The sequence below is a fragment of the Bacillus sp. COPE52 genome, from assembly GCF_003355115.1.
Lineage (GTDB): Bacteria > Bacillota > Bacilli > Bacillales > Bacillaceae_G > Bacillus_A > Bacillus_A toyonensis.
Genome location: NZ_CP031292.1, coordinates 5,512,454 through 5,537,239 on the forward strand (window position 1 = coordinate 5,512,454; position 24,786 = coordinate 5,537,239).

The following is a 24,786-nucleotide window of genomic DNA, read 5'->3' on the forward strand; positions in this document are numbered from 1 at the left end:
GCGCCTACAATAATTCCTATACACTTAATCAACTTATTTATCCTCACGTCATTTATTTCTTTGCTTCCATACCCCATTCTCTTTACGATAAGTATTCTTTCCATTCATGAAGTCAACTGTATTACCAGGAATGCTATATTTCTTTTTTTTAACCTTCCTCTTCATCCTCTTTTCTTCTTGAACAGCTTGCAAATCAACCTTCCATTGTTTCAACAAATCCTTTTTACGTCGCATCGAATTTGTACCCCTCAGATTGAAATATTAATCCATCAATCATATTATATATATTTATATATAATTTTCAATAAAAATAGAGCACCAATATCGAGGATGCTCTCAATGTGAATTGGGCTTTATCCTGAGCATTGAATAGGACACTAAGAACTCGTCCTACTACATAATATGCTTGTCCTTATCATAATGTGCAATAAAAAAAGCACCCTCGCCCAGGCGCCAATAGATACATATACTTTGAGGTAACTAACACGTTAGAAAAGATCCTTCCATTTCATTGTATTGATTATCGCTTATCTTTATACCTAACAGATTCATTAAATACGTTTAATGTGTAATTTCTATATAACAAAGAAAAAAGCACCCGTTATGGATGCACTTTTCTTTGTTATCTAATTATCTAGTTGTGTATTGCTCTTCTCGTTCTTTTATCATCATTTCAACTCTATTAGATATCTTTTTGTATAAACCTTCATTTACATTGATTTCTTTTTCTAAGTTTTCTATTTCATTTCTAAAGCTCTTTTGTTGTTGACCATGTTGTTTTAGCATTTCATCAAGTTCATGTTGCTGATTTGGTTCATCTACTGTAATTTTCAATAGACACTTCACTTTTTCGTCAACAACTTCTGACTCTTTTGTTAAATCAGTCAATTCCCTTTGTCTCTCCCCTTGTTTTTGAGACAATTCTTTCAACCACTCTCGCATTTCAGATATCATTTGAGGATGATTCAAAACAGTCATATTACTTCCCCCTTATAATTTTATATACTAATTATACCAGAAAAAGCCATCACCGAAGTGACAGCTTTCAAGGGGATGGGAGAAAAGAGAGAAAACAAATGGCAATAAGTATCTCTTCATTCAAGGCTGAGTACTCTCAACCTTCTCCAAGCCACCGCATCATGTAATTTTTTAGCTCTTATTAGCTACGCGCTTAACGTTCGGTGACTGGGAGAAGGCGAAGAATCTTCTCGTTTATACTCCGTGGAGTCGGTCAATACTTCAGCCGTCGCATAGCCTTCACTGACCTATAGTCTTTACACAATGTGTTTATATCAAGACGTATGTGTTACTTCCGACGCCTTGTTTGAACCAATACACTAAGGGGACGGAAGGGGAATGTTTCCGCTGTATTGGCTCAAACAAAGAGTGGAGAGCTCTTTGCTTTCTACATCAATAAAGATCGTGAGTAATTACTGATGTAATTTTTAAATCAATGTTGCTCTAAAAATTTAATACAAGTGTCACTCAATCATGAGCAACCACCCCCATTTCATTTTCAAGAGACGACATTAACAAAGAATAGAGAATTATTATATTCACTATCAACCCAGAGGACATGGCGGTCTCTGAGCTGAACACTAAACATAATAGAAACAGCATGACGAATGCGAGTTATCTCACACCCGCCACACTGGAATATGTCATAGTTATACATTCATTGGTCTCTTCGTCTTATCACGGGTTCTTACCGCCTTGCCCGCCCTACTATGCGGTATACGTTACCGTGACATTCTCGCATAAGAACGTTTTACTTATAGGTGTACTAATCCTCTTCAATATGCGGTTGTCAAAGGGCTTGTACATATAATTTATAATTTTTGTCATTTTATTTAGTCCCCCAAAAAGTTCGCGTTTTGTTCGCTATTTTCAAATGATTCCTAGCGCTGTAGCAATCAATTTAACCGCACTCTGCTTCTTCTCATAGAAATATGTCTTCTTGAGCAGTAGATCATGATAAACATCTGAATCTTTTACTCTCTCGTTTGTCAGAAACTTACGCTCAACGATATTCCGTTCATCTTCATCTAATAAATTGTTAAGTGCTTTCTCTACCTGCTGCACCTTCCATTTACTCGTATTCCTTGAATCACGTAACTCAGGGAATAAACTAATTCCTTCCTGCTCCACATCATTACTGAATCGCATCTTGAGTGCTCTGTATTCCTTTAATACGCTTACTACTTCCTTTTGTACCTTCTTATCATTGATAGCCGGTAATAAAGTTAATTGTCTCTCCATGAAGGAATCCCCCTATTTCTGAATTTGTCTTTTTAACATCACATCAGGTACGTGAAATTTTAATATCTCTTTGTTGAATGAAGGAAACATGCATAGCTAGTAGCCCCCACCATCCACTCTGCATGGTTCCGTTATCCATTAAGCCTTTAATAATTTACGTGTCTTATTTGCCATCTTCTCTTTTGCTGCTTCAATGTTATTTGCTACCTTCTTATGTTCCTGATCAAATTGAATCATTCCATCAAACATAACTGGGGCTACTGCTTCATCAACGTATTGCAAGTAATCAACTGGTGCTCGTTCTGTCTGCTCTACTAAGTACCCATAAATATCAAAGTCTGCTCTTGGTATAGACTTCTTGCCCTTCGGTTGATGAGACATCCTTACATAAGATTGAATGATTGATAGTGGTACTACAAATACTGATTTATCCTTACTAAACTCTATAAGGAAGAAGCATATTGCTCCCATCTTTTCTGTTTTCTCCAGATAATCCAATTGATGCTGCGCAATATTCTTTAAATCAAATCGTGTTGTACTCTCTGTGGACTTTGCTTCAAATGCAATAGCTCGTCCTTTATACACGCCGTCATAATCTACTGTACTTTTAGCTTCATAGAAACCATTTAGTACACGGCCACCTTTACTTTTTAATACCTTCACAGGAGTCGGACGCTTATTTATAAGCGCCACTCCCTCGCGTTGGTACATTTCATTCGCTAGATTGATAAGCATTTCAAATGCCATTCCACGGTTACCTTGTCCCATTGTTATTCCTCGCTTTCTATTAAAAGGATTATTTAAATCTTAAAAATCACGTAGAAATGACACCGAACTACTTGACGTTCATTTGTACATTTGATACCATACTACGTGAGGAGGTGATTAACTTGAAAAAAGCATTTTCATTAAGACTGCCTGAAGAATTACATAAAGGTGCATCTGTTAAAGCTTCTAACGACGGTTTATCCTTACAAAGTTACATTCAATCTTTAATTGAAAAAGACTTAAACATCACTGTAGCGCCGAGAGTTATTCCTTTAATTGATAAAATCAGACATGCTTGTAAAACTAAAAAATTAAAAGACCGTTTCACTACTAAAGATATACAGGATTGGATTCGAAAAAATAAGATTATTAATGATCAAAGTGGTGAAGAATACTCTAATGCATCTGTTCAATCTTTATTAAGTAACTCTTCATATGACAATAAAGATAAGAACAAAAATTTAAACAAAAAAGTATTAAATCGTAAATTAAATTCAGAAAATGTTTATGAATACTGGTTTTAAAACTAAATATTTCGTCAATAATGCAGACAACCCATTTCTTAACCATATTCCATGATTGGAGCAGTTAGCTTTTGCTAGCTGCCTTTTTTTATTAGGTCTATAATAAAATTTTGTTCTTATTTCTTTTTCACATCATATATCTCTAATCTAGCCGTTCAGAGTGTTACCTCCTATCTTAAAGAGCACTGATGCATGGTGCTCTTTTTTAGTTTTCTTATTTCTACAAAATGAAGTATTTATAAAAAGATTTCTCAATACCTAACACATGGAAATTAACTACCTTTTATGGTAATGTATTGGTAATCCCATAAAGGTTTAGTGTTTCACTAAAAGGACCCGTTCCCCTAATCGGGTCCTTTTAAATGTTCTCTACTAAAATAGTGTTTTTATTACAAACTCACTTTGATTCACTACATTTATGGTATAATCTGTATAATTCATTTTTTCAAGAAAGGCTAAAACAATGAGAAAATACTTTGGTTTCATTTCAATGTTTTTAACTTCATTCTTATTTTTCGGTTCATTTTCTAGATATATACACGTTGATCTTTTAACTTGTATTTTTATACTATCTATCTCAATTCTTTTAGCTATTCTTGCTCCGAAAGGAGATACAGCGAAAAAAATCACTTTTGCTATTTTGATAATTTTAGGTATTTTAATTGCTTGTGTACTAATTATTGCTACTATTATTGGCGCGGGAATGGCTGAAACACATTTGAATAATCACAATTCTCTCAAATAATATTTTTTTCATTTCCATTACACTCAACATGTATAGACAACTATATATTTAAATGTTAAAATATTATTGTGATTCTCATATAGAGTCACATACGACTTTTTCTCTGTTTATGGGGCTCTTACATAGTAGTAGGGGCCATTTTTTATTAACTTTATATAAAAACCTTAATATATAGTTGTATAAATTATTAGTTAAGTGTTAAAATTCCATATATACTCCTTAGGGAGTTCTCATGTAATTAAGCAAGAGTTTAAACATTCTCGAATCTTAGCCCATTGGAGCGCCCTCCAAGGGGCTGCACCAATTAAAATATCTTTTTTGTTCACTTTTTTGATACATTTACGAAACATTCATGTGTTATCTTCAGTACGTTCTATTCTTTTTATAATACCGTGTGAAATATACCAAACTGAGAATCCCTAGTCCCCTAAGCCTAGGGATTCTTTATTTGAATACGGATTTTATGCGCTTTTATTCTTTTCACAAACCATTACATTTATTATACGCAATATATAAATTTATGTTATAATGTCATTATGAAACATCGCGTGTTTCAAATACAACATTTTTTGATGACCTCTTATCTTTCCATAAGAGGTCCTTTTTTTCAAATAACGCTTTTGTTTAATTTATATTTAAAAAGTTCATTTTCATAAGGCCTGCCATTATATGCTATACTCATTCTTAAATAATTGTATAAGGAATGTTAAAAATGGATGATAGATCATCAAGACAATGGAAAATGCGACAAAAGTTAAGAGAACTGAAAACAAAAAATAGAAATGATACAAATCCTCTGTTTAATGAATGCCTTGAATCCCTAGGAGACGAAACTCTCATCTTCTCTCAGGAAAAAAGCCAACAGATTGCTACTAATTTAATGAATTTATTTCCTATAACTGTTTCTGGAAGAATAGATTGGGAACAGATAGACAATCAATTAATAGCTTCGAACAAAGAACAACTAATTTCCCTTATTAAAGCAAACCAACTAGATTTTGATGAACAGATTTTTATAATATGGGATAACTATGAAATCCCTGTAGTAAGTACAAATCTTGATAAAGTATTCCAATCACTAGTTGACGTTGATGCAGTCAGTTTTTATTACTGGCTATTAGATAAAGAGTATAGATTCGTAATTGAAATAAACGATGAAGAATTGATTAGGGTTGGATTTCGCTAATACTCTAAGCATATTTTTACATTCTACTGTTCTACAAAATTCAAATTATGTTTTAATCAAATACTTCAATCACATGTAAAAATTACGTAAAGATTGCTATGATTCAATCCTTCCACCTTAGAAACGTTATATAATAAAACAGCAAACATCAGGTTTGTAAGCAACTACCTTTCTGTACGACATAACTCTTTGCTAGGAGAAAATCCTAGCCCTTTTTATTTAATCCCGCTACTTCCAAAACCATTCTTTCCTCTTTCTGATTCTGATAGCTCATCTACTTCAACAAAATGAGCTGTTTCCACTGGCGCTATGACACCTTGAGCAATACGAGTCCCTCTTTCAATTACATGAGCTTGCATACTTGTCTCTTTAGGGACTTCAATGTTGTCAACTAGTACACCAACCTCTCCTCTAAAACCACTATCCACAGTTCCAAGAACCACGCGTAACTTTGTATCACGCGTCATACCGCTACGCGGGCGCACCTGCACTTCGTATCCTGGTGGAATCTCAAAAGCTAATCCCGTTGGTACAACCTTTGTTTCTCCTGGCCAAACAATCGTGTCCTCTGCTGCCACTAGATCAAAACCAGCATCGAATTCCCGTGCATACTTTGGTAAATCTACATCTTTCAATCGTTTAATTTTCACTCTTAACTTCATTCTGTTCCGCTCCTTATAAATAACTTTCCAATTTCTCTTTTCGATTCTTCAGCTCTTCCAAAGAACACTTTGTCTTCTGTCTTTCGCCATCCATCATGACTAGGTGGTATTCCAAATTACGTATCTCATTTTCTACAGCTTTAATCTCACTTTGCACCTGCACCACAGTTTCTTTTTTCATTATTTTTTTCCCTTTGCTTCGCTAATTAACTTCGTGATTTCATATACACCGTTCTCCATTTTCATCATTCTGAATACACTCCTTTTATTAGATTCCACAACTCTTGTTCAGTCATCTCATAAAGTTGTCGCCCTGTCTTTTCTTCTTTATAAATTCCCTTTTGTAGTAATACATCAATGTAGATTTGTTTCCTATCCATGCTGCCTCCTAGCTTCTTTTCTTCGTAGCTCTTCTTATAGGTGTAGTCGCTGCCCTTTGTGGATTCCATCTATTTATCGTCATGGCGCTATGCCTCCTAATCCAAATTCATGATTTCCTCTAAGGTTCTATCCGAAATATAAGTAGTAATGATTTGTATCTTTCCGTATTTCTTTTTAGCCATTTCTATAGCTGCGCCCTCGGAATTCGCCTCAAACCAACGAAGCTTCCACTTCTCGTCTTTATCGTAAAATTCTACTGAGTACGTCATAACGCTATTACTCTTCAAAAATCTTTCCGCTGTACTTGTTGCGCTATAATCAAAACTTCCTACTACATCCTCCAGTGTTAGTTGTTTCATGCCCCTAACCCCATTGGACGAGATTTAATTTTGTTCTTATCTGCCTGGTCCATGATTAATGCAGCGATTTCTAATTGATGCCTTCCTAGCTCTTTTGCTATTTCAAGAATATCTTTATCCTCATCCCACATTTCTCGTAATCGAATCACTTCATTTTCATCAAACAATAAGTCCAACTCTTCTAAGGCGATATATAAGTTACGACGCGATTTCTTCATGTACTTTCCCTGCTGCAACGCCATTGTATAATTCTCCTTTTCTAAATCCGTTCCAAGTCGTGGCATCCCATTTCCCCTCCAGTTGTAATTGATGAATTTCTCTTAGTTCCGCCATAACGGCATGACGTCTTCTATCCACTTCTTCAGGACTGCGATTCCCTGCTTCGCAAATACACGGTGCAAATTGATAACATCCATTCCCCATATCGTTCTGAATTACTCCCATTCCGTTACATACGCACATCTCAATTTCCCCTTTCTATCTTTGCGATTGCTGCAAATACCGGATACATTTGCTGAGGTACAACTGCATTACCTAAGCTTCTAATTCTGTCCATCCGGTTGGGAACCCCATCAGCTCTTCCCAAAAAACTGGATTGGAACGCCCTCTTTTCCCAGTCAATATCATCAAATAGTTTGGAAGTTGTCCCAAATGAGCCCTTTCCCCATTTTTCAATTTTGCTAATGTTTTCTTGTAATTGTTGAGACCCCTGATATCTGACGCAGTTGGAGTTGGAAAGAAACGAGATAATAAAGACTCTGTCCCTTCTATGCGGGGCACCGATGGCACAAGCCGGAATAACAAACGGTTGTGAGGTGTAGCCGATACTTTCCAAGTCAGTAAGCACATTGTCGAGCCCCAATGTGACGTGTCCAGCAACATTTTCACCAATAAACCAAGTTGGTCTGATTTCTTGTAATAAGCGGAATACTTCTGGCCAGAGATGACGGTCATCCTCCTGGCCCTTTCTGTCCCCGGCAACACTGAAAGGTTGGCAAGGATATCCTCCGGCCACAATGCTAATTGTTCCAACATCAACACCTCGTTCTTCTAATGATTGCTTTGTAAGTTTTCGTATATCTGAAAAGATTGGTACTATAGGCCAATGCTTATTTAGTACTTTTTGATTGAATGGTTCAATCTCGCAAAAAGCTGCCGTTTCAATTCCAGCCCAATCCGCTGCTAAACTAATACCACCGATTCCTGAAAATAGATCAAGCATTTGCATATTCCGTCCCCCTTTTAAAATGGCAATGCTTTTCTTCTGAAATCCTTTGTATCTTTGAAAACAATCGGTCTAAAGTTATTGAAGATACGTGATACAATTCTTTCATCATATGCACCCTCTAAACGCTCTCCTGTAAGGTTTGTCGTAAAGATAGTAGATTTGCCTTGCCTTCCATCAAAAACATCGAATAACACTCTATTAATGAAGTTTGTTGCTTTCGTATTGGCATCTAATGCACCTAATTCCGCTCCCAAATCATCGACTATTAAAACTTCCGCTTTTACTAAACTTCGAATGATTGAATCCTCAGTTAAGGAGGAATCCTTGTTAAATGTACTTTTAATCTTCCGTAGCAATTCACCAACTGTGACGAAGACAACTGATATCCCCGCACCTGCAAGTTCTTCTGCTATAGCGTAAGCAAGATGTGTTTTCCCTGCTCCACAATTCCCGGCCATAATCGTATTAAATACCTTTCTATTGAGGTAATCTGTTGCGATAACCTTTGCAAGTCCAAGGTTCTTCGCTCCTTCCTCGCTAGTAGGTTTATAGTTTTTGAAGTTTGCTTTCTTAATATCGCTATCGGCAATCATGCTTTGTTGATGAAATGAAAATTTCTTCTCATTTGCTTTATCCGCATCGTATTTCGCTTGTTCCTGTTGCTGAAGCTTTTTACTTTCGTTTTCAAGGAAGCAACGAGGGCAAACAACTTGTCCATTAAAAGTCATCTTATTCATGCCATGCTTATCACACACATCAGAATCCATAGTCATATTCACCTTTTTGGCTATATCGGTTGGTATTGCTGCCACCGCTCTCCGCATTGTTCTTCGCTCCTTTATTTCTTTGGTATTCAGCTTCTAAGGCTTCCACATCATCTAAAGTCTTAATGTTTTTGTTAGCCCATTGTTTTAAGATGCCTTCAGCGTAATTCCATTTCTTCTGTTGCTTTAATGCACGTTCCATAGCTGCTTGTACAAGTTCCTCACTTGTATCGTTAGCCCATTGCGTAATACTGTCAGCTACAAACGGATTTAGAATGCCGAAGTTATTTTCATAGAATGCGAAGATATTACTACTACTTACTTTCTTTGTTGTATTCTCTGTAGTAATCTCTGTTAAAGAAGTTACTGTTTCGTTAAATTCCATTTCACCCAAAGGGTAATTTGGATTTTCCCCAAAGGTCAAAATGGATTTTACCCTTTGGGTAACTTCAGAAATGTTTAACTTAATATGATTCGTAGGTGCACCATTAAATTTAAATTTTTGTACTTCCACAAATCCTTTATTTATCAGGATTTTAATTGCCCTATCATATTGTTTAGGTGTAATTCTTATCTCTGTTTTCCAGTCTTCGCGGCCCTTGGCAAGCCAAAACTCTCCATTTTTCCTAACTCGCAACTTATTCTTTCCTTGTTCGTTTGGCATGTACCAATAAACAATTTGTCCTAATAAAATTCCAGCAATTAAATCCTCTGCTATATCAACATAGGCGAGTCTCACCATATATCCGCTTCTCGCAAATGTTTCTAATTGAAATATATTACTGTTCATTTAGTTCACCTTCTTCATCCAACATTCGTAACTCACATTGTCTTCCATGCCAGTAAACCGAACCTTTTCTCTCCCCCTGAACTTACCTTCATGATAAAAAGTTCTTTCTGCCCTATATATTCGTTTGATCGGCGTTACATAGTCATAACCTCGTTTTTCTAAATCACGAACTGCTATTAACATCTCTTTCATCGATCCACGCCTTACAGGTATCTTAAACATCACGCATTCTCCCTTTCGCATACCGCTATGTCGCCTTGAACCTTAATTACTTTGTATCCTGGATAGCGATCGTGAGTAATGTACTCAATCGCCTTTACTCTTGCTTCTTTTTCATTCCGTGCGCCCTTCCACACCCACCTCGGAAGGACGACTTTAGATTGATTTTTGTCTAACATAGGCTTAGCACCTCCTTAGTTTGTTTGTTCTATTTTTCTGCTTGTTCTTGTTCTTCGATTTCAGAAGTTTCTTTTTCAGCCTGTTTAACCCACTTTGTTGATTTCTTAAGTACTTCTTCAGCTTGTTTTAATGTCAATTCGCCAACTTCTTTAATACTTAAGTGTCCTTTAATCGTGTCTTCATCCACTTTTCGAAGAGTAGCTAATTTTTTTATGTTTAATTTGATTGCACCAACTTGTTGAGCAGTAATCATTTCCTCTTGGATCTCTGGTAAATCTTCCCCTGCATAGATGTATAATCCTAATCCGTGAAGTGCAATTGCTTTTACTAAGCACCGTTGGATACTTGTGTTAATGTCAAAGCTGTTAGGCTCTGCAATCGGCTTGTTCTGATTGTTTAGTATTGGGTGAATCTGACTTAGTGGTATTCCTTGTACAGTTACTTCAACCTCTACAAAGTAACCACAATCTGTTTTGAGGTAAGGCGCTCCATTAAATCGTTTTACTTCCCATATTGCTGTTGGATCTACCTCACGAAGTTTTTTAACTGCCCATGCCCATGATAAGTAGTTAAAGCGTCCTTTCTTTTCAACATGTTCTGTGCAATCTATTTGAGCTAATTTAGAAAAGTAATTTTCAGTTGTCATATGAATCTTCCTCTCCTTTAAAATGGTGATATTTCTGTTTGTTTACTAACTTCATATACTTCCGTAAGTGCCTGTAATCCGTATTCATAAGCTACAACCATCGATGCAGCGTTAGGTTCCTTACTTTGCTTATATCGTTCAACTAAACTCTTCATAATTTGAATTTCAGCTTCAATTTTGCTTTGCAGGCTCATTTTATTCACCTGCCACTTTCATAACTGAATGATCAACTACATACTCTTCAACACATTCCGTTGAGTTATGTATGTAATCTCCATCAAAATCCAAATACTCTTCACCTAAATAAATCTCTTGAGAACACCCTTCGCAATTTCCGATAGAATCATTGGCTGATGAATCATGATGATTGCCAATTAACATTGGATTTTCAATTGAGTTCATATCTTTGCCCCCTTTAGTCATTAGAAAATTGAAAGTATTTTTTTCGAGCTTCTTTGACTGCCAATTCTGCTTCATCAAGACTTTTGAAGCTTTTGTAAAAGATACTTTTTCCTTCTGAATGCACTTGCGCGACGTAACAATTTCTTCTTGTATCAAAGAAAACACCACGTACTCCGGTTTTATTATCTATTTGAGCTCCTCTAAGATTTTGTTTATTTTGCGCTTGTGTTACTACCCTTAAATTTTCTTTTCTGTTATCTAATCCGTTCCCGTTGATATGATCTACCACTAAACCCTTTTCTGGATTCATTAGAAATCGATGTAGATCAATATTTCCCCATTTATCGCCTTTTTTTATTCTTGCTGTTGCGTAATGGGTATGACTTCTAGCCGGTTTATATACTGACCATGTCTTTTTAAAATCTAAAAGTTTCTCCAGATCTTCCGTATCAATTAAGATTTCTTGCCTTCCATGTGTCTTGCTTACCACATGAACAACCGTGGCATCACAGTAAATTTCGTAGTTATTTTTCATACGTTTCATTCTTCCTTCCTCCTTATTTACTGAGAGAAAACTTATGGTATAATAGGTGTAGCTAATTTTAGGGAATGTTTTCTCTACAGCGCTCGATGCCGTCGAGCGTTTTTTCATTTTTAATAGATAACTACCTAACAATCTGTTAAAATTTAGTTACCGATATGTGTATCAACTCGCCTGTGCTTCTGTACGGGCTTATTTGATGCTTTCGCGCATCGGAATATCCAGGAACCGGTTTATTAGGTCGGGCATTCTATTTGATTCCTGAATATTACGACAAGCGAAGGCTTGTCCTATTAACTTTGTAAAGACGTCATTACAAACATAATCCCTTATAGCTTCTATGGATTATCAACTTTTTTCATAATTTTTATCTTTGTTTTTTATATTCATAATTTCGTAACATCTTTATATAATGTTTTATTGAATTTCATGTTAAACTTATAACATTCCAAGAAGTCCTTTACTTTTAGAATCGATAATTCTTCAATACCCTTAGTCTTGCCCTACATCCCCTGTAGGGCTTTTATCATTTAGCTAGAGTGATATACTTCTTGTATGCTTCCCCTACCTTATCTGCGCTGTTATGTACACCCTTCGCTCTTAAATCCTTTATGATCCACAAGATTTTCTTTCGTTCGTATTCATCACGCTGCTGTTTATTTGTCATCTTGTGACCATCCTGTCTTTTTATCCCAGACATCAATTCTGTGTACTAGGTATGCTGATAGACATATAGCTGCTGATACAATCGCCAGCGCTAATATACTTTCCTCCATCATTTACATTGCCTCCCTATCCATTTCTGGAATAATTCCGCGTTTCGTTAGTATTTCATGAATAAACAATCTTCCTTTTCGCGTCCAACGAGTATTCATTTCTCTCCATTTGTTAACATTAGGTTAACTTGTATTTTTAAAAAAACGACAACCTATAGTTAACTTTACTCTAACAATTCATCAGTTGTCACACTATATAATATTGATAATTTACCTAATTTCTCTAGACTCGGTTGCCTTTTACCTTTTTCCATATAACAAATACCACTTTTAGAACAACATAGGTAATCCGCCACAAATTGTTGCGTATAACCTAGTGATATCCTCAATTCTTTTGCGCGTTCTGCATTAAGTTTTGTCATTAACATCACCCTTGTTTCTTTCGATATCTTCATAATACTAATTTGTTAACAACAAGTCAACTTATTTCCTTCAAAAAATTCATTTTATAAAAACCAAGTTGTCTTAGAGTCAACTTTTCTGTTATATTTTATGTATCAGGTAATACTAGGGTAATACAAAGGGGATCGTTATGGAAAATATAATTGGGAAAAGAATAAAAGAGATAAGAATGTCGCTTGGGTATACGCAACAACAATTTGCAGATAGCGTAGATATAAGTAAACCGATGGTATCTTATATCGAATCAGGTAAAAAGACTCCATCTAGGGAAACTGTTTCTAAAATTTCTAATTTAGCAAACATATCGACTGACTACATTATGGGTTTATCAGATAATAAAAATAACGAAGAACCTTCCGTATCGGATGTTATGTTAGAGCTAAAACATTATATAGACAGAGTGGAGACATTCGATGATGAAACAAAAGAATTTGCTATTAAAAAGATAAAAGCATTAATTTCTGGATTAGATATAGAAGACGATAAATAGCAAGGATGATTGATGGCTATAGCTAACAATCATCCTTTTTTCTTTAGCATATTCATTTCACATTCATCTAAAAGGATATCGATCTCCTTTAAAATTAACGCTGCTTGCTCATCCCCATTTTTAACCATTTCAATTAACGATTGAATCCCTTGTTTGCAATCCTCCATTTTAAATCCCCCATCCTTTTCTCTTCATAGTAGTTTGTGAACTTTTCACATTAGGAACGTTTTTGCACATTTGTTAAAAAGCGTTCCACTCCCTAAAAGCACGAATGACACTATCGCTATGATAGTGTCATTCTTAATATCTATTTAATTACCCCCCGGCGCCGCCAGGATCAACTTGCATATATAGTACAGGCTGTTCTACTTTTCCAACCTGTTGTGTATCTTCTGTTTTTACTGCTGTAAAAGAAAAACAAGCTACAGCGGCAATCGCTAAAATTGATTTAATGATCTTTGATTTCAATCATTTCACCACCTTTATTTATGTTTCCATTATATCATTTCAAGGCATATTTAGGTAATGAAATATAGAAAAAATCCCCTGTTTTTTCAAATTTTTCTACGGAGATTTCGAAGTGTTTTTTATCCCCTGTCGCTAATCCCATATAGTATTCTTGCATAGGTGACAATGAACCGTTTTCCCTTTTGATTTTATCCAAAATCGCAATAGCTTCACTTTTACGGTTACTTTTAATGTATAGAAAAGCTAATTCTGGTGCATGGTGTGGTTTCACCAAACCTAACTCTTCTCCCCAATGCAGACGTAAAAAATCAAGAGTGTTTTCTAAAACAGCTTTTCTGATTACTAGCTTCTTATTCGTTGGATTACGAAGTAATCTGATACCTCGCTCTAAGAACGTTTTGGCTGTTTTAAAATCTGTAAAAGAATATGTTTCTGCCAAAATGCAATAAGCATTAGCTGTTGTACCAATATAGATATTCTCTTTATCATTAATTATCTCTTGGCAAAACGTACGAGCATCTTCTATATTATTAGTTCGATGGTTAGTTGTTGCTTCCATTTCTTTTGCTCTTATCAAGAAAGAATGAGATAACGACTTATTCTTAATTTCATCAATATAAGTTCTTAATTCCTTTGTATATTTTAATACCATTTGATAATTTTTATAGTCCAAGAATGAATAAATTAGCGCGAAGTCAGAGACTATACGGAGTTCGTTACTGGTAATCTTCTTCTCTTTTCGTTTTTTTTCAACTTCTTGGTGAAAATCTTTCCGTGTGATCGTTTCGTCACTTCTACGGAGCAATAATTCGTATACTTCAGCTAATTGTCTATTTACTCTATTTGAAGATTGAGCAGATTTTTCAACTAAAATATTTTGCAAATCAAGTTCGCCATATAAATTTAAGAACTCCATTCCTAACCTTACATTTTTAGGAGAAATTTTATTTATAAATCCTCTTAAACATTCTCTTCGTAAATTGACATCATTAGGATAAAGCATTTGTAATACCCTAACAAAATGAACAAAATCAAACTCCCTTTTGTTTGATAGCATAGCATTCGTGGTTGTGTGGCTTACATCCAGTATTGTAGATAGCTGTCTGTTACTTATTTTTTGCGCATACAGATCATCGTTTATTCTATTCAAAACACTTTGCATAACTTTGCTCCCCTTTTTTCGGAACAAAAGACACGTTATACCCATTTTTTAACTTTCAAAGGAAAACGCGTCACTACATTCAAAAGGTGTGTTATAATTTATGTAAGACTTGCAGTAAGTGTTTTCCCTAGCTGGCTTAGGGAAAGCGGTTTAAGAGTGTTAGCGCACTACTTATACACGCTGTGAGTCTTTTTTACGTCCGTTTATTTTATTATTTTCATAATATCATATTTTTGCCAAAATTCAGTCGTGTGGTTATCGGAAAAATGTTGAGAAAGTTTGGAAATAGCTTTATATCAATGCTTTCTCACGCTTACGGATGAGAATATGCAATAGTGCATCTTTCTGTATGAAGTACTCTATGCGTATTTTAACGTATTAACCATGAGAGCTACGGGTCTCCTTTTTCATTCGTGATTTTGGATACAATTGAAATAATTAAGAAATGTATAGGGTAACGCGGCCGCTCTTAACTGCTGAAGAAAAAGAACTAATCCAGAACATGTTGTTATGTTCCTTATTATCTGAAGAAGAAATACTAATTACATATTATGAGGATGGTCATTTGCTCTCTATCTATATGACTGTTATCGGTAGTGATCAGCAACATAGCGCTATTATATATATCGATGATTTTTATAATAAGATGACACTACAATTTTCTAATATAATAGATGTAAAATAACCACTACATAAAAAGAACCGATTCCACAAAAATCGGTTCTTCTATATTACATATAGTCTTTGTACTGCGCAGCAAATGATTTGTTTTTTATTAAGTTCTTTAGTGAAGACCTACTATAACAAACTAACATTAACTATGTCTATCCTATTTATATTTCACTTAGTGAATTTAACAGTGGTAAAACATTGGGTTTCTTTGTTACAGGACTTATCCCAATTTTTTGTGCTGTTTTATTTTTTAAAAAATCAATTTCACTATCCCAGTAATTTATATAGAAAAACTCCCTATCCAATTCATTAATATCTTTTGCGAATTTCACCATATATTCTAAATTAAGGCTATTGAAAACAATTATATTCCCAAGTTTCATACGTAATTTCAGCGAATTAACACTTTCATAGTTCTTCCACTCCTGATTTGGGTTTGTCGTTGACAGTACAACAATTTTATCGTAGTTCCATAACGATTCTAAATCTTTACGAACTTTCAGTTGTAAAATCCCAAAAGGAATAACTAATATAACATCAAAACCTTTAGAAAGTATCTCTTTTGCTAAATCTTTTTCATAGCTACTTCCCCATCCAAGGGTAAAAACAAATTCACCTATTGGAAGTTCATTTATCACCTTTAATAAAGCATTCTTTTCTCTATCACTTGATTTATAATTTGCTACAATAGCGATATTCTTTTTATGTAATAATTTAGTATTCCCCTTACAATATATTTCGGGTGTAGAATGTCCTATTAGTTTAGGTGGATAATCCCCATCGTTAGGTAATAGCCTCTGAATATTTTGATCTTTCAGTTGTATATCGTTTAGTTTAAAATTAGATGTTCTTGTTGAACTACTGGGTTCGAATACTAGGATTTGTGCATTTAGATCGCTTAAGTATTTATTAATCATAATTTTAACTTTATTCCAGTCGAGTCCGCCATGTCCACAGCCTAAAGCAGGTAAAGTTACAGTGGAATTCTCTTTTTCTAAGAGATACTGTCTTAACCAAATTAAGCCTTCTTCTATATACTCATATTCTGAAGGGTTTCTCCAGTCAACTTTTGTGGGAAAGTTAATAATGGTACATGAAGAAAATAAATTTTCATCCTTCCACACATGGGGTTTACCTGGTTTAACTTCATTTCTATTGCATGCATTACGGTAATTAATGAACATACCTGGAAACTTTTTTTTAAAAACTAAAGCAACCCCTTTACCCATAACTCCTACACAATTTACAGTATTTATTCGGATATCAGCATCATAATCAAAAAAATCACCTGATACGAACTTTAACATTTTAAATCTCCTTACTTATTTTTTTTATAAAACCTGGTAACATTCTATTGATATTAAAAGCCCAAAAAGGGTTAATTGCAGAAATATCCGCCATAGATATGGCAATTAACATATTTAATTCATTATCATCTATTTTTAGACTTAATAATTCTTTTTCACTTCTGCCTTTAGCAAGAATCTCTCCAATTATGTCATGATAGATGACCAATAAGCAAATTTTCCGGATTTCATCTATTGACATTGTTTTAAATTCCTCAACTAAAATTCTTTTTAACATTGGAATTGAATCTGCTGGATGATCTGGATATGCAGTTTGAATTCCACCTTTCCATTTTGACTTAGGACCTTTACCTATGTCATGTAAATACGCAGATAATTCAACTAACTTTTTATCATCTTCAGAAAGGTTTCTATAATGCTCATTATCTTTTAAATTACTGACCACCTTAAGTGTATGATCGCTAACATTATCAGAATGTACTCTATTATCGGTCTCTAATTCAAAAATATCTTCTAATTCTTTTAAAATACAAAAATTCTTTTTTATTTTAGATAATGCATCATTTATGTCCTGAAAAGCATTTGCTTTTGGCTCTTCACTTTCCCTTTTTTCTACAATATATCGAATTGCCTCATTAAAATAGCTTCTAAGAAAAATCGGACCAGTTATTAAAGTTTCTTGTTTCCTATCATCCATAAAGAATTTTGTAAAATAGAAATGTCTGTTATTAAATGGTGTATATGAAATATTTGGTGATTTCAGTCCAAATTCTTGATAAATCTTCTTAATTTCTTGTTTACAAACTTTATTAAAAACAACATAGCTGTCTATCCATTCAATTGGAACTCTTTCGTATATTAGAACTTCAGCCATTCGAGAATGTAACTCTTCATTGGTACCACTTTTCCATTTATTACTATCAATTAAGTCCCATATTAGATTTTCTAAATCTTCAGGATTACTATAAAAATTAGGAAGTCTCAAAGTGTTTGCAGATGCATCAGTGAACAATACATTTTCTTCTAATATTTTTTCTATTGGTATTGCAATAAATACTACTAATGGTTGATCAATATTTTTCCTATTAAGTACACCTAATAACATAGGGTTTATTGTTGTAAAATAAAAAGGAACATAATCATGAATTTTCCCGTAAGGTTCTAGCGGAACATCCATTTGACTCCTCCTTTGTTGAATATCTTCATTTGCCAAATCAACATGTTCAACACTTTTACTTTCCTTTTCATTGGTGGATAAAAGACCATGTTTCACTATTGATTTAATATTATTAATATGTGTAAAGTGATAAAAATATTTTCCTTTATATTTTTTTGGAATTTTCATAGTACTCTCCTTTAAATTAAAAGATTTTAAAATAACTCGATATTTCCACAAATATATTTTCCTAGTGTCACTTTCAAATTAACTTGTCATTGTCCATCGTTGTTATCGCCCTAATATATGTGTAATACTAATTAACCAATAATTCCCTTATACATTATAGCAGCTAGAGTATAAGCTAGCATAACAAATCATTTATATAGTTTAGTATATTGATCGATATCATATTAATATACGATGGTTCAATTCAGAGGAAGGTACCTTTGGGTGTCTTCCTCTGAATTGAAAAAATCCCCATACTTTGTGCAGGGATTACACCTATAAGGGGTCCCGTCCCATATCCATCAACTTAATATTTTGAAATACTCTAAAACGAAAATTTTGTGTATTATGCTCGTTTTTATCGTTTTGAAGTAACCCGTTCTTTTTAGCTTGATAGCGATGTGGCGGGACCTCTATTAAGACTAAAATGTTTTGTTTAAGGTGTTCGTTTTCCTTATATGCATTAACATACTTGTCGTAACCCGAATTGTTATCTACTTATATTTTTTAATCAGTCCAACCTTCGAATAAAATTGCCTCGAGCTCTTCACTCGGGTTATTTGGGTTTGGGATATATATTTCAGTTTTTTTTAGTTTTCCACTAGCGAAATGTGTGGAAAAATCCGGTTTTTCTTCAAGTGCAATGTAATCGTCCATTAGCATAACTACAAATATTTTTGATGCATCAGTAGGGATATCACCCATTGTAATATATTCATTAAATACTTTATGCGGGTGCTCTAATTCATACATTCCTCGAACTCTTAGGTTTGATAGTTTTAATGGGTCAATCCCCTTGGCACGAGCCAATTCCTTAGAATCAATCAATGTTGCATTTGTGCTTGCTACTGCATCCCTAATCTCATTAATCAGATTTAAATAGATAGAGCGATCAGCTATCATCGTATTCCCGTAAGCAAACCAAAGTGAAAGAAGTTTGTTATTTTGAGTGTTTAAATTCCCAGCAACGTAAATGACCTCTTTTTTCTCCCACTCTTCCTCATCAATCCCTCTAGGTAAGTTCTGGCTATCTGGATATATATAGTCTTTTGGATACGAACTGTTTAACGCTAGAGAAGAATAGCTCTGATTATTTAATTTTTTCGGCTCAACACCGACCCCACCCTTAATAATAAAATCAGGGAAGTTAGACGAATTACCTGTCCAACTTAGATATTCATTGTACTTCCTCATTTTTTCATGTTCATACTGGTATTGACTAGCACCTGTGCAAAACATATCTTTTACGAAAAATTCAAGGCTATCTCCTGCAGCATTTGCTGAACCGTTTGATCGAAAAATAGGTGTGAGAATACTTGAATTCCTGTCGAGAATGTTCTTTAAAGCCAATAATACATTTGTTGTAGGTGATTGTACCATTCCGTTTCTCCTTCTGTTTTTTTCCTTTATTTTCTCATAGAAACAAAGACTGGCCAAATCCAAACTATTATGGTAAGATGCTATATATTGAAAAGGAGTGGTTTCTTATGGTAGGTACTGAAAGAGAAAAAAGAACTTTTGTGTCTTCGCTTACTTTCACGCCTGAAGAAGTACAAAATATTTTGTTTGAGAAAATTCAGGAAGAAAACGAACTTGTTCAAACCAATATCACTGAACAAGACAGATTAGAAGAAAAAGAAATGCTAAAAAAACTTCATTATGCCGAAGGAAAAATGAATATTGTTTCGTTATTTTCGGGTGCAGGTGGATTGGATTTAGGAGTAGAACTTTCAAGTATGGTCGTTCAATTTGGAGAAGAAAAAGCATACAGAGCTTTTGAAAACAAAGAAGACTATTTGAAGCTGCGTAGTAAAGTAAAATGCAATTTTGTTTATTCAAATGATATGTTTACCTCGGCAAACTTAACTTATGTTAATAATTTTGCTCCTACTGTTACTAAAGTCGCAAAGGATATTCGTAAAGTAGCAGAGTTTCCGAGCTGTAACCTTATGCTCGGCGGATTTCCTTGCCCCGGTTTTAGTAGTTCCGGTCCTCGATTACTCGATGATTCACGGAACTTTCTATACGTCCATTACATTCGTGCCTTAGTGCAAAGTACACCCGAGTTTTTTGTTGCTGAAAATGTAAAAGGTCTGATGACAATGGCGAAAGGACAAGTCCTTAGTCAAATGATAGAGGACTTTAAAGCTGCGGGTTATCACGTTACTGCTCATTTAGTTAATTCTCGTGACTATGGTGTTCCACAACTTCGTGAACGAGTATTTATTGTTGGAATCCGCAATGATATTCATGAAAAATATGGTTTTGAATATGAAGTTCCCGAACCGACACATGGAGAAGGGAAGATACCATATGTCACTTTGAAAGATACAATTAGTAATTTACCTCTAGATGCTAAAGACGTTTACGAAGGCTCGTTTTCAAGTATGTATATGAGTCGTAATCGAAAAAAGAATTGGAACGAGCAAAGTTTTACTATTCAAGCGAGTGGTAGACAAGCTCCAATGCACCCTCACGGTGAGCCTATGAGGAAAATCGGAAAAGACTCTTGGGAATTTCAAGGTGATTTTAATCGTCGTTTATCAGTTCGTGAAGTTGCCAAAATTCAATCTTTCCCTAACTGGTTCGAGTTTTCAAATGGGAATAAAGAAAATGTTACGAATAACCATAAACTTAATGAACAATACAAACAAATTGGCAATGCAGTACCAGTCTTACTAGCTGAAAAAGTGGTTCGTCCAATTATTAAGTTCTTATATGAAGAGATTATTTAAGTAAGAATTAAATTCATAATATGGTGACCCCGAATATAACAAAAGTCACCAGTTGAGCCAGGAAGTAGCTAACAAAATTGTGATTGGATTAAATTTTATGAAGTATGACAGTATTCCTCCATTAACCTCGGATGCACAAGTGGGAGTTGACGATACTCAAATTTATATCTATAAGTAAGGGAATAAACAATTACGAATGATTGTAAACAAACATGATCGTGTAACAGAGGTTAACTATACAGAATAAAAGCAAGCCATCTAGCTTGAAGTTCACCCCTATTATTAAAATTAAGATGGTTCAAGTCGGAGGAAGACACCCTTGGGTGTCTTTTCTTTACGGAATATATAATGTATTATAACAATAAATAGATTTTTTTAGAAAGGAACACCATATGTCACTCTATATAGAACTTATTAATCAGCTTACAACTGACAGCTTATATAAAGGCATTTTATTGTTGTGCGCACCACTAATTTTACTAGTTCCTTTTGGAATACTAGTAAGTATATATTGTAAGGACAAATTATTAAGACTTTTACTAGCATTCTTTGCTATAGGAACTTATTTGTATTGTGTCTTGAATTCTTTTTCAGCTATGTATTTAAAAATATAAATATTAATAAATTTGAATAATGATATGAAAACCCTCTGACAATTAAATAGTATGATAGATATATATAATTACAGAGGAGAAAATATATTAGTAGCAGAACCAGATGTAGTTGATCGAGAAGAAGGAAAAACGACTCGTGTATCTTATCTTGTTCTCAATGAACAAAACAATTTAACATGGTAAAATAATATTTGGATGGGAGTCCAATACATATTATTAAAATTAAAGTGGTTCAAGTCGGAAGGCACCTGTGGGTGTCTTTTTTAATCTCCCTAATTTTATTTTTGTACCATTTCATTGAAAAATACCACTTACAATAATGCTTCCCTTTTTAAATAATTAACAAAAGCCCTGTTATCCAAATAACAGGGCCTTAAATATAGTAAAGTGAGTACCTCTTCCTTTTGTATAGGTACTGCTGCATAGTCTGGTATATTTCATATGGTATCACGCACCCATTTGTTAGGATTAATTAATACGTTTTACTCTAGCAATCCTAACATCATTAATCTCAAATTCATTACAATATAATTGTGCTCTCTTTTTTTCGTGATTCTCAAATGTGAATAAGCATCTATATATCGGATGAACATCAGGGATTCCAAGATAATCTTCTTCTATAAATTGTACATATTCACCTTTTTTAAAATCTTCACATGTATCAGTAGTAACTTTAACATATTGACCTGGGACTAATTCAGGATATTTCATATATACCACCTCAAACCAATTGAGTATTTGCGTGATTAATAAAATTATATAGCAAAACACTCCACTTTTACAATCCTTACTTTTAAGTAAAATAGGCATGTTATTTAAATATACTCCACTTAAATATGCCATCAAACCATTTTATAATACAAACATTAAAAATCTTAGATAGTCTTTCAGTTTAACGCAAGAACAGCTATCAGAAAGGACTGAATTATCACTCAGGAAAACAAATCGTCACGAACCAGATCTTAAAAGTTTAAAGGTACTTGCGTCATTTTTTAACACCTCTATAGACCGCCTCCTTAGCTTTGAAAATACAAAAGAAGACCCGTTAGAGAATTACTAGCTTACGAAGAGCCAGATGGACGTTAACAAGGTCGTTTTGCAAAACAAGTTTCATTGTACGTGAAAATATTGCAACCTTACAGTACATACCATAAAATGAAAGTATATTACGAATCAAAATAATATTTCATGTATTTTATTCATAAAAGGTCTGCAAAAAGGAAGCAGACCTTTTTACATAATTGAAACAAAAATATTATATTATTCACATTAAAAAATTCCGGAGGAAATGTACCATGCAAGTAAGAAATGAATTTAAAATTTCCAAGAAACAAACAATCATGATCACCTGCTTTTTTCTAGTACCTCTAATTATTAGTCTTATTATCGGCTATATGATTTTTGGTAATTATTTAGAGGCTCTATCAAAAATGTGGGCGTACAGAGGGAAACCAAATGCTACAGCAAGTTCTATAACATCTTTATCTTATATATTTACAATTCTTCTTGCATTTTATACTTTTGGCACTACATTCTTTTTTAGCTATTTAGTATGGAAAGTTAGTAAAAGCAGCTTAGTGGTTTCTGAGAGATTACAAAATTTAGAATTCCAACGAGAAGAAGAAGTTTCCCGAGAAAATGCACTTATTGTATACTATGACCTTCAACGAGGAATTTCAAACTTACAAGAACTCTACATAAATTACGAGCTAAAAGGAATAGAAGCTAAGCCGAGTAAAATCTATTTCAGTACAGATTGGATAAAGAATGTAGCAAATCTAAGAGATCAACTTACAGAACAAGAATTAAATAAAGTATACAAATTATATGAACAATTTCATGCTTTACAAAACCTCTTAGAAAAACATGATCCTAACAAACCTGACGAAGCATTAAAAACACAACTAAAAATACTATCTGAAGAGGTTTTTGCTAATTTTATACCTCTTCAAATACTTGAAAGGCATAATGTTTCTTCAGCAAATGAATTAGTAAATATTGATTTATATGTTATTTTGAAAAAAATATATTATTTAACATTTTCACCATCCAAAAGACCGCCAGTGCAAAAAAATGAATCTACTGGACTTTATGAGATAACTTTGGATGGGAATCTTTTCTTCTCAGGAGATCATAAAGAACCATTTATAGGAAACGGGAAAATTTATAATACTAATAAAGAAGTAAAATGCTCAGGGGAATTTAAAGAAAAACAATTTGATAAAGGACTAATCTATGGATATTATTCTCCAGGACAAGAGCTTTACACTGTTAATTATTCTAGACAACTTGCACCTGATGAATTGGAACATGTTATAGTATATCAGCTTGATAAAGATGGAACAGATACTTACTATTATAGCGGCAAATATAAACAGGGTAAGATTTATGATGGATTTTCAACTCTATTTAATAGTTATACAAACAATATTATTTATCAAGGGGAATTTAAAGACGGCTACAGGGAAGGGGACGGGACATCATATAACAATAATGAGGAAATAGAATTTAAAGGCATCTGGAAAGAAGATTATATCTACATTGGAACTGAATATTCAAATAATAAAATTATGTTTAAAGGGGAATTTAAAATAGTCAATGACCGTAACACTGTTTCTGGTAAGAAAGCAAAACCTTGGAGTGGAACAACAACGAACTATGACATTTTATTCGAAGTAAAAAATTTCACAGGAGAAATATATAACGGGGAACCAATTAAAGGACACGGCAGAATTCTTCACCTTGATTACCAAGGAAGAGATTTAAAAGCGTATGAGCATGACGAACAGATGTCATTGGAACAAGCTGAATATGAATATGAAAATCCAGTAGAAATGAATGTACTAGATATTGAGCAACAGTTAGAAAATGAGGCAAAAGAAAGTAATGATCGTGACCGTCAAAATTATGGAGTATATAATGAGTATATTGAAGCTGATTGGATAGATAAGAAAGCAATTGTGAGCGAAATAAACGAGAGAAATATAAAAATTTATGATGCAAGAGGATAAAGGTAGAAGGTAGAAGTAAGGGTATATTTTTAATAACCTAGTAGTTAAATGTCTATTAATATAATGAGGAAAAATAGCATTCTATATTTTCATAGAATGTTATTTTTCAAA

General features: G+C 33.9%; 34 protein-coding genes and 3 pseudogenes. 7 read left to right on the forward strand and 30 right to left on the reverse strand.

Annotated elements, in window-relative coordinates:
• Nucleotides 1-48: 48 nt before the first annotated feature.
• The 4 genes from DPQ31_RS27860 to DPQ31_RS27875 form a co-directional block, all read right to left on the reverse strand.
• Nucleotides 49-234: a hypothetical protein gene (locus tag DPQ31_RS27860; RefSeq protein ID WP_208731322.1), complete on the reverse strand. Its 186-nt coding sequence runs from the start codon at nucleotides 232-234 to the stop codon at nucleotides 49-51.
• A 396-nt stretch (nucleotides 235-630) separates the two neighbouring features.
• Complete coding sequence (locus DPQ31_RS27865; RefSeq protein ID WP_208731323.1) at nucleotides 631-978, reverse strand: hypothetical protein; 348 nt, start codon at nucleotides 976-978, stop codon at nucleotides 631-633.
• Between the two features lie 909 nt (nucleotides 979-1,887).
• Nucleotides 1,888-2,259, reverse strand: a complete 372-nt coding sequence (locus DPQ31_RS27870; RefSeq protein WP_106080987.1) for an ArpU family phage packaging/lysis transcriptional regulator — start codon at nucleotides 2,257-2,259, stop codon at nucleotides 1,888-1,890.
• Nucleotides 2,260-2,397: 138 nt separating this feature from the next.
• Complete coding sequence (locus DPQ31_RS27875; RefSeq protein WP_208731324.1) at nucleotides 2,398-3,027, reverse strand: Holliday junction resolvase RecU; 630 nt, start codon at nucleotides 3,025-3,027, stop codon at nucleotides 2,398-2,400.
• Between the two features lie 122 nt (nucleotides 3,028-3,149).
• On the opposite strand from DPQ31_RS27875, the gene DPQ31_RS27880 reads away from it, so the two are divergent.
• A complete protein-coding gene (locus DPQ31_RS27880) occupies nucleotides 3,150-3,551 on the forward strand; it encodes a toxin-antitoxin system HicB family antitoxin (RefSeq protein ID WP_168387706.1) in 402 nt (133 codons plus the stop codon).
• Between the two features lie 441 nt (nucleotides 3,552-3,992).
• On the opposite strand, the pseudogene DPQ31_RS29760 reads toward DPQ31_RS27880, so the two are convergent.
• Nucleotides 3,993-4,229, reverse strand: a pseudogene (locus DPQ31_RS29760) (hypothetical protein); the annotation flags it as partial.
• A gap of 779 nt (nucleotides 4,230-5,008) precedes the next feature.
• Here DPQ31_RS29760 and DPQ31_RS27890 point away from each other — a divergent pair.
• Complete coding sequence (locus DPQ31_RS27890; RefSeq protein WP_208731326.1) at nucleotides 5,009-5,482, forward strand: CDI toxin immunity protein; 474 nt, start codon at nucleotides 5,009-5,011, stop codon at nucleotides 5,480-5,482.
• A gap of 215 nt (nucleotides 5,483-5,697) precedes the next feature.
• Here DPQ31_RS27890 and dut read toward each other — a convergent pair whose 3' ends face one another.
• The 18 genes and pseudogenes from dut to DPQ31_RS27970 form a co-directional block, all read right to left on the reverse strand.
• On the reverse strand, nucleotides 5,698-6,144 hold the full coding sequence (gene dut / locus DPQ31_RS27895; protein WP_208731327.1) for a dUTP diphosphatase: 447 nt from the start codon (nucleotides 6,142-6,144) through the stop codon (nucleotides 5,698-5,700).
• A gap of 13 nt (nucleotides 6,145-6,157) precedes the next feature.
• Nucleotides 6,158-6,325 (reverse strand): hypothetical protein, encoded by a 168-nt coding sequence (locus DPQ31_RS27900; protein ID WP_208731328.1) that lies wholly within the window; start codon nucleotides 6,323-6,325, stop codon nucleotides 6,158-6,160.
• A 64-nt stretch (nucleotides 6,326-6,389) separates the two neighbouring features.
• Nucleotides 6,390-6,524 carry a Fur-regulated basic protein FbpA gene (locus DPQ31_RS27905; protein WP_097821312.1) on the reverse strand — a complete coding sequence of 45 codons (135 nt, stop codon included), beginning with the start codon at nucleotides 6,522-6,524 and terminating at the stop codon, nucleotides 6,390-6,392.
• Between the two features lie 96 nt (nucleotides 6,525-6,620).
• Nucleotides 6,621-6,884: a hypothetical protein gene (locus DPQ31_RS27910; RefSeq protein WP_208731329.1), complete on the reverse strand. Its 264-nt coding sequence runs from the start codon at nucleotides 6,882-6,884 to the stop codon at nucleotides 6,621-6,623.
• Complete coding sequence (locus DPQ31_RS27915; RefSeq protein WP_395935087.1) at nucleotides 6,881-7,126, reverse strand: helix-turn-helix domain containing protein; 246 nt, start codon at nucleotides 7,124-7,126, stop codon at nucleotides 6,881-6,883. The genes DPQ31_RS27910 and DPQ31_RS27915 overlap by 4 nt, the downstream gene beginning before the upstream one ends.
• Entirely contained in the window at nucleotides 7,083-7,346 is a 264-nt protein-coding gene (locus DPQ31_RS27920) for a hypothetical protein (protein ID WP_208731331.1), read from the reverse strand. The genes DPQ31_RS27915 and DPQ31_RS27920 overlap by 44 nt, the downstream gene beginning before the upstream one ends.
• 1 nt (nucleotide 7,347) lies before the next feature.
• On the reverse strand, nucleotides 7,348-8,112 hold the full coding sequence (dcm, locus tag DPQ31_RS27925) for a DNA (cytosine-5-)-methyltransferase (protein WP_098659458.1): 765 nt from the start codon (nucleotides 8,110-8,112) through the stop codon (nucleotides 7,348-7,350).
• 14 nt (nucleotides 8,113-8,126) lie between these two features.
• Nucleotides 8,127-8,885 carry an ATP-binding protein gene (locus tag DPQ31_RS27930; RefSeq protein WP_208732117.1) on the reverse strand — a complete coding sequence of 253 codons (759 nt, stop codon included), beginning with the start codon at nucleotides 8,883-8,885 and terminating at the stop codon, nucleotides 8,127-8,129.
• The gene (locus DPQ31_RS29525; RefSeq protein WP_261797482.1) at nucleotides 8,869-9,666 is read right to left on the reverse strand and encodes a DnaD domain-containing protein; all 798 of its coding nucleotides are present in this window, start codon (nucleotides 9,664-9,666) and stop codon (nucleotides 8,869-8,871) included. Before DPQ31_RS29525 ends, DPQ31_RS27930 begins: the two co-directional genes overlap by 17 nt.
• The gene (locus DPQ31_RS27945; protein ID WP_000472844.1) at nucleotides 9,667-9,888 is read right to left on the reverse strand and encodes a hypothetical protein; all 222 of its coding nucleotides are present in this window, start codon (nucleotides 9,886-9,888) and stop codon (nucleotides 9,667-9,669) included.
• Nucleotides 9,888-10,022 carry a hypothetical protein gene (locus tag DPQ31_RS29530; RefSeq protein WP_261797529.1) on the reverse strand — a complete coding sequence of 45 codons (135 nt, stop codon included), beginning with the start codon at nucleotides 10,020-10,022 and terminating at the stop codon, nucleotides 9,888-9,890. The genes DPQ31_RS27945 and DPQ31_RS29530 overlap by 1 nt, the downstream gene beginning before the upstream one ends.
• 71 nt (nucleotides 10,023-10,093) lie before the next feature.
• Nucleotides 10,094-10,711 (reverse strand): Sak single strand annealing protein, encoded by a 618-nt coding sequence (locus DPQ31_RS27950; protein WP_208731332.1) that lies wholly within the window; start codon nucleotides 10,709-10,711, stop codon nucleotides 10,094-10,096.
• A 17-nt stretch (nucleotides 10,712-10,728) separates the two neighbouring features.
• Nucleotides 10,729-10,905 (reverse strand): hypothetical protein, encoded by a 177-nt coding sequence (locus DPQ31_RS27955; protein WP_208731333.1) that lies wholly within the window; start codon nucleotides 10,903-10,905, stop codon nucleotides 10,729-10,731.
• A gap of 1 nt (nucleotide 10,906) precedes the next feature.
• Nucleotides 10,907-11,113, reverse strand: a complete 207-nt coding sequence (locus DPQ31_RS27960; protein WP_208731334.1) for a hypothetical protein — start codon at nucleotides 11,111-11,113, stop codon at nucleotides 10,907-10,909.
• Nucleotides 11,114-11,126: 13 nt separating this feature from the next.
• Nucleotides 11,127-11,657 carry an HNH endonuclease gene (locus tag DPQ31_RS27965; protein WP_208731335.1) on the reverse strand — a complete coding sequence of 177 codons (531 nt, stop codon included), beginning with the start codon at nucleotides 11,655-11,657 and terminating at the stop codon, nucleotides 11,127-11,129.
• Between the two features lie 653 nt (nucleotides 11,658-12,310).
• A complete protein-coding gene (locus DPQ31_RS29535) occupies nucleotides 12,311-12,433 on the reverse strand; it encodes a hypothetical protein (RefSeq protein WP_261797483.1) in 123 nt (40 codons plus the stop codon).
• Nucleotides 12,434-12,532 (reverse strand): annotated as a pseudogene (locus DPQ31_RS29915) (DNA-binding protein); the annotation flags it as partial.
• Between the two features lie 62 nt (nucleotides 12,533-12,594).
• Complete coding sequence (locus DPQ31_RS27970; protein WP_097927690.1) at nucleotides 12,595-12,792, reverse strand: helix-turn-helix domain-containing protein; 198 nt, start codon at nucleotides 12,790-12,792, stop codon at nucleotides 12,595-12,597.
• 170 nt (nucleotides 12,793-12,962) lie between these two features.
• On the opposite strand from DPQ31_RS27970, the gene DPQ31_RS27975 reads away from it, so the two are divergent.
• Nucleotides 12,963-13,322: a helix-turn-helix domain-containing protein gene (locus DPQ31_RS27975; RefSeq protein WP_097927689.1), complete on the forward strand. Its 360-nt coding sequence runs from the start codon at nucleotides 12,963-12,965 to the stop codon at nucleotides 13,320-13,322.
• A gap of 29 nt (nucleotides 13,323-13,351) precedes the next feature.
• Here DPQ31_RS27975 and DPQ31_RS27980 read toward each other — a convergent pair whose 3' ends face one another.
• From DPQ31_RS27980 to DPQ31_RS27990, 3 genes are all read right to left on the reverse strand, one after another.
• On the reverse strand, nucleotides 13,352-13,489 hold the full coding sequence (locus DPQ31_RS27980; RefSeq protein ID WP_208731336.1) for a hypothetical protein: 138 nt from the start codon (nucleotides 13,487-13,489) through the stop codon (nucleotides 13,352-13,354).
• Nucleotides 13,490-13,637: 148 nt separating this feature from the next.
• Nucleotides 13,638-13,790 (reverse strand): hypothetical protein, encoded by a 153-nt coding sequence (locus DPQ31_RS27985; RefSeq protein ID WP_208731337.1) that lies wholly within the window; start codon nucleotides 13,788-13,790, stop codon nucleotides 13,638-13,640.
• Between the two features lie 34 nt (nucleotides 13,791-13,824).
• On the reverse strand, nucleotides 13,825-14,952 hold the full coding sequence (locus DPQ31_RS27990) for an AimR family lysis-lysogeny pheromone receptor (protein WP_208731338.1): 1,128 nt from the start codon (nucleotides 14,950-14,952) through the stop codon (nucleotides 13,825-13,827).
• 445 nt (nucleotides 14,953-15,397) lie between these two features.
• On the opposite strand from DPQ31_RS27990, the gene DPQ31_RS27995 reads away from it, so the two are divergent.
• A complete protein-coding gene (locus tag DPQ31_RS27995) occupies nucleotides 15,398-15,637 on the forward strand; it encodes a YolD-like family protein (protein ID WP_208731339.1) in 240 nt (79 codons plus the stop codon).
• Between the two features lie 148 nt (nucleotides 15,638-15,785).
• Here DPQ31_RS27995 and DPQ31_RS28000 read toward each other — a convergent pair whose 3' ends face one another.
• The 3 genes from DPQ31_RS28000 to DPQ31_RS28010 form a co-directional block, all read right to left on the reverse strand.
• Entirely contained in the window at nucleotides 15,786-16,931 is a 1,146-nt protein-coding gene (locus DPQ31_RS28000) for a macro domain-containing protein (protein ID WP_208731340.1), read from the reverse strand.
• 1 nt (nucleotide 16,932) lies between these two features.
• Entirely contained in the window at nucleotides 16,933-18,276 is a 1,344-nt protein-coding gene (locus DPQ31_RS28005) for a DarT ssDNA thymidine ADP-ribosyltransferase family protein (protein WP_208731341.1), read from the reverse strand.
• A 546-nt stretch (nucleotides 18,277-18,822) separates the two neighbouring features.
• Nucleotides 18,823-19,695, reverse strand: coding sequence for an NgoPII family restriction endonuclease (locus DPQ31_RS28010; RefSeq protein WP_208731342.1), 873 nt, complete (start codon nucleotides 19,693-19,695; stop codon nucleotides 18,823-18,825).
• Nucleotides 19,696-19,802: 107 nt separating this feature from the next.
• On the opposite strand from DPQ31_RS28010, the gene DPQ31_RS28015 reads away from it, so the two are divergent.
• On the forward strand, nucleotides 19,803-21,050 hold the full coding sequence (locus tag DPQ31_RS28015; protein ID WP_208731343.1) for a DNA cytosine methyltransferase: 1,248 nt from the start codon (nucleotides 19,803-19,805) through the stop codon (nucleotides 21,048-21,050).
• 1,082 nt (nucleotides 21,051-22,132) lie between these two features.
• Here DPQ31_RS28015 and DPQ31_RS28020 read toward each other — a convergent pair.
• Nucleotides 22,133-22,375 carry a hypothetical protein gene (locus tag DPQ31_RS28020; RefSeq protein WP_208731344.1) on the reverse strand — a complete coding sequence of 81 codons (243 nt, stop codon included), beginning with the start codon at nucleotides 22,373-22,375 and terminating at the stop codon, nucleotides 22,133-22,135.
• A 97-nt stretch (nucleotides 22,376-22,472) separates the two neighbouring features.
• Between DPQ31_RS28020 and DPQ31_RS29545 the strand changes: the two are divergent.
• Nucleotides 22,473-22,747, forward strand: a pseudogene (locus tag DPQ31_RS29545) (helix-turn-helix domain-containing protein); the annotation flags it as partial.
• Nucleotides 22,748-22,959: 212 nt separating this feature from the next.
• Complete coding sequence (locus tag DPQ31_RS28025) at nucleotides 22,960-24,675, forward strand: MORN repeat-containing protein (protein ID WP_208731345.1); 1,716 nt, start codon at nucleotides 22,960-22,962, stop codon at nucleotides 24,673-24,675.
• The last annotated feature ends 111 nt before the right edge of the window (nucleotides 24,676-24,786 follow it).

Excerpts from the sequence above, each read along its gene's own strand:
- DPQ31_RS27945 (WP_000472844.1), bottom strand. The coding sequence starts at position 9,888 with ATGTTTAAGATACCTGTAAGGCGTGGATCGATGAAAGAGATGTTAATA.
- DPQ31_RS27930 (WP_208732117.1), bottom strand. The coding sequence starts at position 8,885 with ATGACTATGGATTCTGATGTGTGTGATAAGCATGGCATGAATAAGATG.
- DPQ31_RS28015 (WP_208731343.1), top strand. The coding sequence starts at position 19,803 with ATGGTAGGTACTGAAAGAGAAAAAAGAACTTTTGTGTCTTCGCTTACT.
- DPQ31_RS28010 (WP_208731342.1), bottom strand. The coding sequence starts at position 19,695 with ATGGTACAATCACCTACAACAAATGTATTATTGGCTTTAAAGAACATT.
- DPQ31_RS27870 (WP_106080987.1), bottom strand. The coding sequence starts at position 2,259 with ATGGAGAGACAATTAACTTTATTACCGGCTATCAATGATAAGAAGGTA.
- dcm (WP_098659458.1), bottom strand. The coding sequence starts at position 8,112 with ATGCAAATGCTTGATCTATTTTCAGGAATCGGTGGTATTAGTTTAGCA.
- DPQ31_RS27890 (WP_208731326.1), top strand. The coding sequence starts at position 5,009 with ATGGATGATAGATCATCAAGACAATGGAAAATGCGACAAAAGTTAAGA.
- DPQ31_RS27965 (WP_208731335.1), bottom strand. The coding sequence starts at position 11,657 with ATGAAACGTATGAAAAATAACTACGAAATTTACTGTGATGCCACGGTT.
- DPQ31_RS27970 (WP_097927690.1), bottom strand. The coding sequence starts at position 12,792 with ATGACAAAACTTAATGCAGAACGCGCAAAAGAATTGAGGATATCACTA.
- DPQ31_RS27980 (WP_208731336.1), bottom strand. The coding sequence starts at position 13,489 with ATGGAGGATTGCAAACAAGGGATTCAATCGTTAATTGAAATGGTTAAA.
- DPQ31_RS27975 (WP_097927689.1), top strand. The coding sequence starts at position 12,963 with ATGGAAAATATAATTGGGAAAAGAATAAAAGAGATAAGAATGTCGCTT.
- DPQ31_RS27990 (WP_208731338.1), bottom strand. The coding sequence starts at position 14,952 with ATGCAAAGTGTTTTGAATAGAATAAACGATGATCTGTATGCGCAAAAA.
- DPQ31_RS29535 (WP_261797483.1), bottom strand. The coding sequence starts at position 12,433 with ATGATGGAGGAAAGTATATTAGCGCTGGCGATTGTATCAGCAGCTATA.
- DPQ31_RS27860 (WP_208731322.1), bottom strand. The coding sequence starts at position 234 with ATGCGACGTAAAAAGGATTTGTTGAAACAATGGAAGGTTGATTTGCAA.
- DPQ31_RS27875 (WP_208731324.1), bottom strand. The coding sequence starts at position 3,027 with ATGGGACAAGGTAACCGTGGAATGGCATTTGAAATGCTTATCAATCTA.
- DPQ31_RS27920 (WP_208731331.1), bottom strand. The coding sequence starts at position 7,346 with ATGTGCGTATGTAACGGAATGGGAGTAATTCAGAACGATATGGGGAAT.
- DPQ31_RS27950 (WP_208731332.1), bottom strand. The coding sequence starts at position 10,711 with ATGACAACTGAAAATTACTTTTCTAAATTAGCTCAAATAGATTGCACA.
- DPQ31_RS27905 (WP_097821312.1), bottom strand. The coding sequence starts at position 6,524 with ATGGATAGGAAACAAATCTACATTGATGTATTACTACAAAAGGGAATT.
- DPQ31_RS27910 (WP_208731329.1), bottom strand. The coding sequence starts at position 6,884 with ATGAAACAACTAACACTGGAGGATGTAGTAGGAAGTTTTGATTATAGC.
- DPQ31_RS27915 (WP_395935087.1), bottom strand. The coding sequence starts at position 7,126 with ATGGCGTTGCAGCAGGGAAAGTACATGAAGAAATCGCGTCGTAACTTA.
- DPQ31_RS27960 (WP_208731334.1), bottom strand. The coding sequence starts at position 11,113 with ATGAACTCAATTGAAAATCCAATGTTAATTGGCAATCATCATGATTCA.
- DPQ31_RS28025 (WP_208731345.1), top strand. The coding sequence starts at position 22,960 with ATGCAAGTAAGAAATGAATTTAAAATTTCCAAGAAACAAACAATCATG.
- DPQ31_RS27955 (WP_208731333.1), bottom strand. The coding sequence starts at position 10,905 with ATGAGCCTGCAAAGCAAAATTGAAGCTGAAATTCAAATTATGAAGAGT.
- DPQ31_RS28005 (WP_208731341.1), bottom strand. The coding sequence starts at position 18,276 with ATGAAAATTCCAAAAAAATATAAAGGAAAATATTTTTATCACTTTACA.
- DPQ31_RS27900 (WP_208731328.1), bottom strand. The coding sequence starts at position 6,325 with ATGAAAAAAGAAACTGTGGTGCAGGTGCAAAGTGAGATTAAAGCTGTA.
- DPQ31_RS28000 (WP_208731340.1), bottom strand. The coding sequence starts at position 16,931 with ATGTTAAAGTTCGTATCAGGTGATTTTTTTGATTATGATGCTGATATC.
- DPQ31_RS28020 (WP_208731344.1), bottom strand. The coding sequence starts at position 22,375 with ATGAAATATCCTGAATTAGTCCCAGGTCAATATGTTAAAGTTACTACT.
- dut (WP_208731327.1), bottom strand. The coding sequence starts at position 6,144 with ATGAAGTTAAGAGTGAAAATTAAACGATTGAAAGATGTAGATTTACCA.
- DPQ31_RS27995 (WP_208731339.1), top strand. The coding sequence starts at position 15,398 with ATGTATAGGGTAACGCGGCCGCTCTTAACTGCTGAAGAAAAAGAACTA.
- DPQ31_RS27865 (WP_208731323.1), bottom strand. The coding sequence starts at position 978 with ATGACTGTTTTGAATCATCCTCAAATGATATCTGAAATGCGAGAGTGG.
- DPQ31_RS29525 (WP_261797482.1), bottom strand. The coding sequence starts at position 9,666 with ATGAACAGTAATATATTTCAATTAGAAACATTTGCGAGAAGCGGATAT.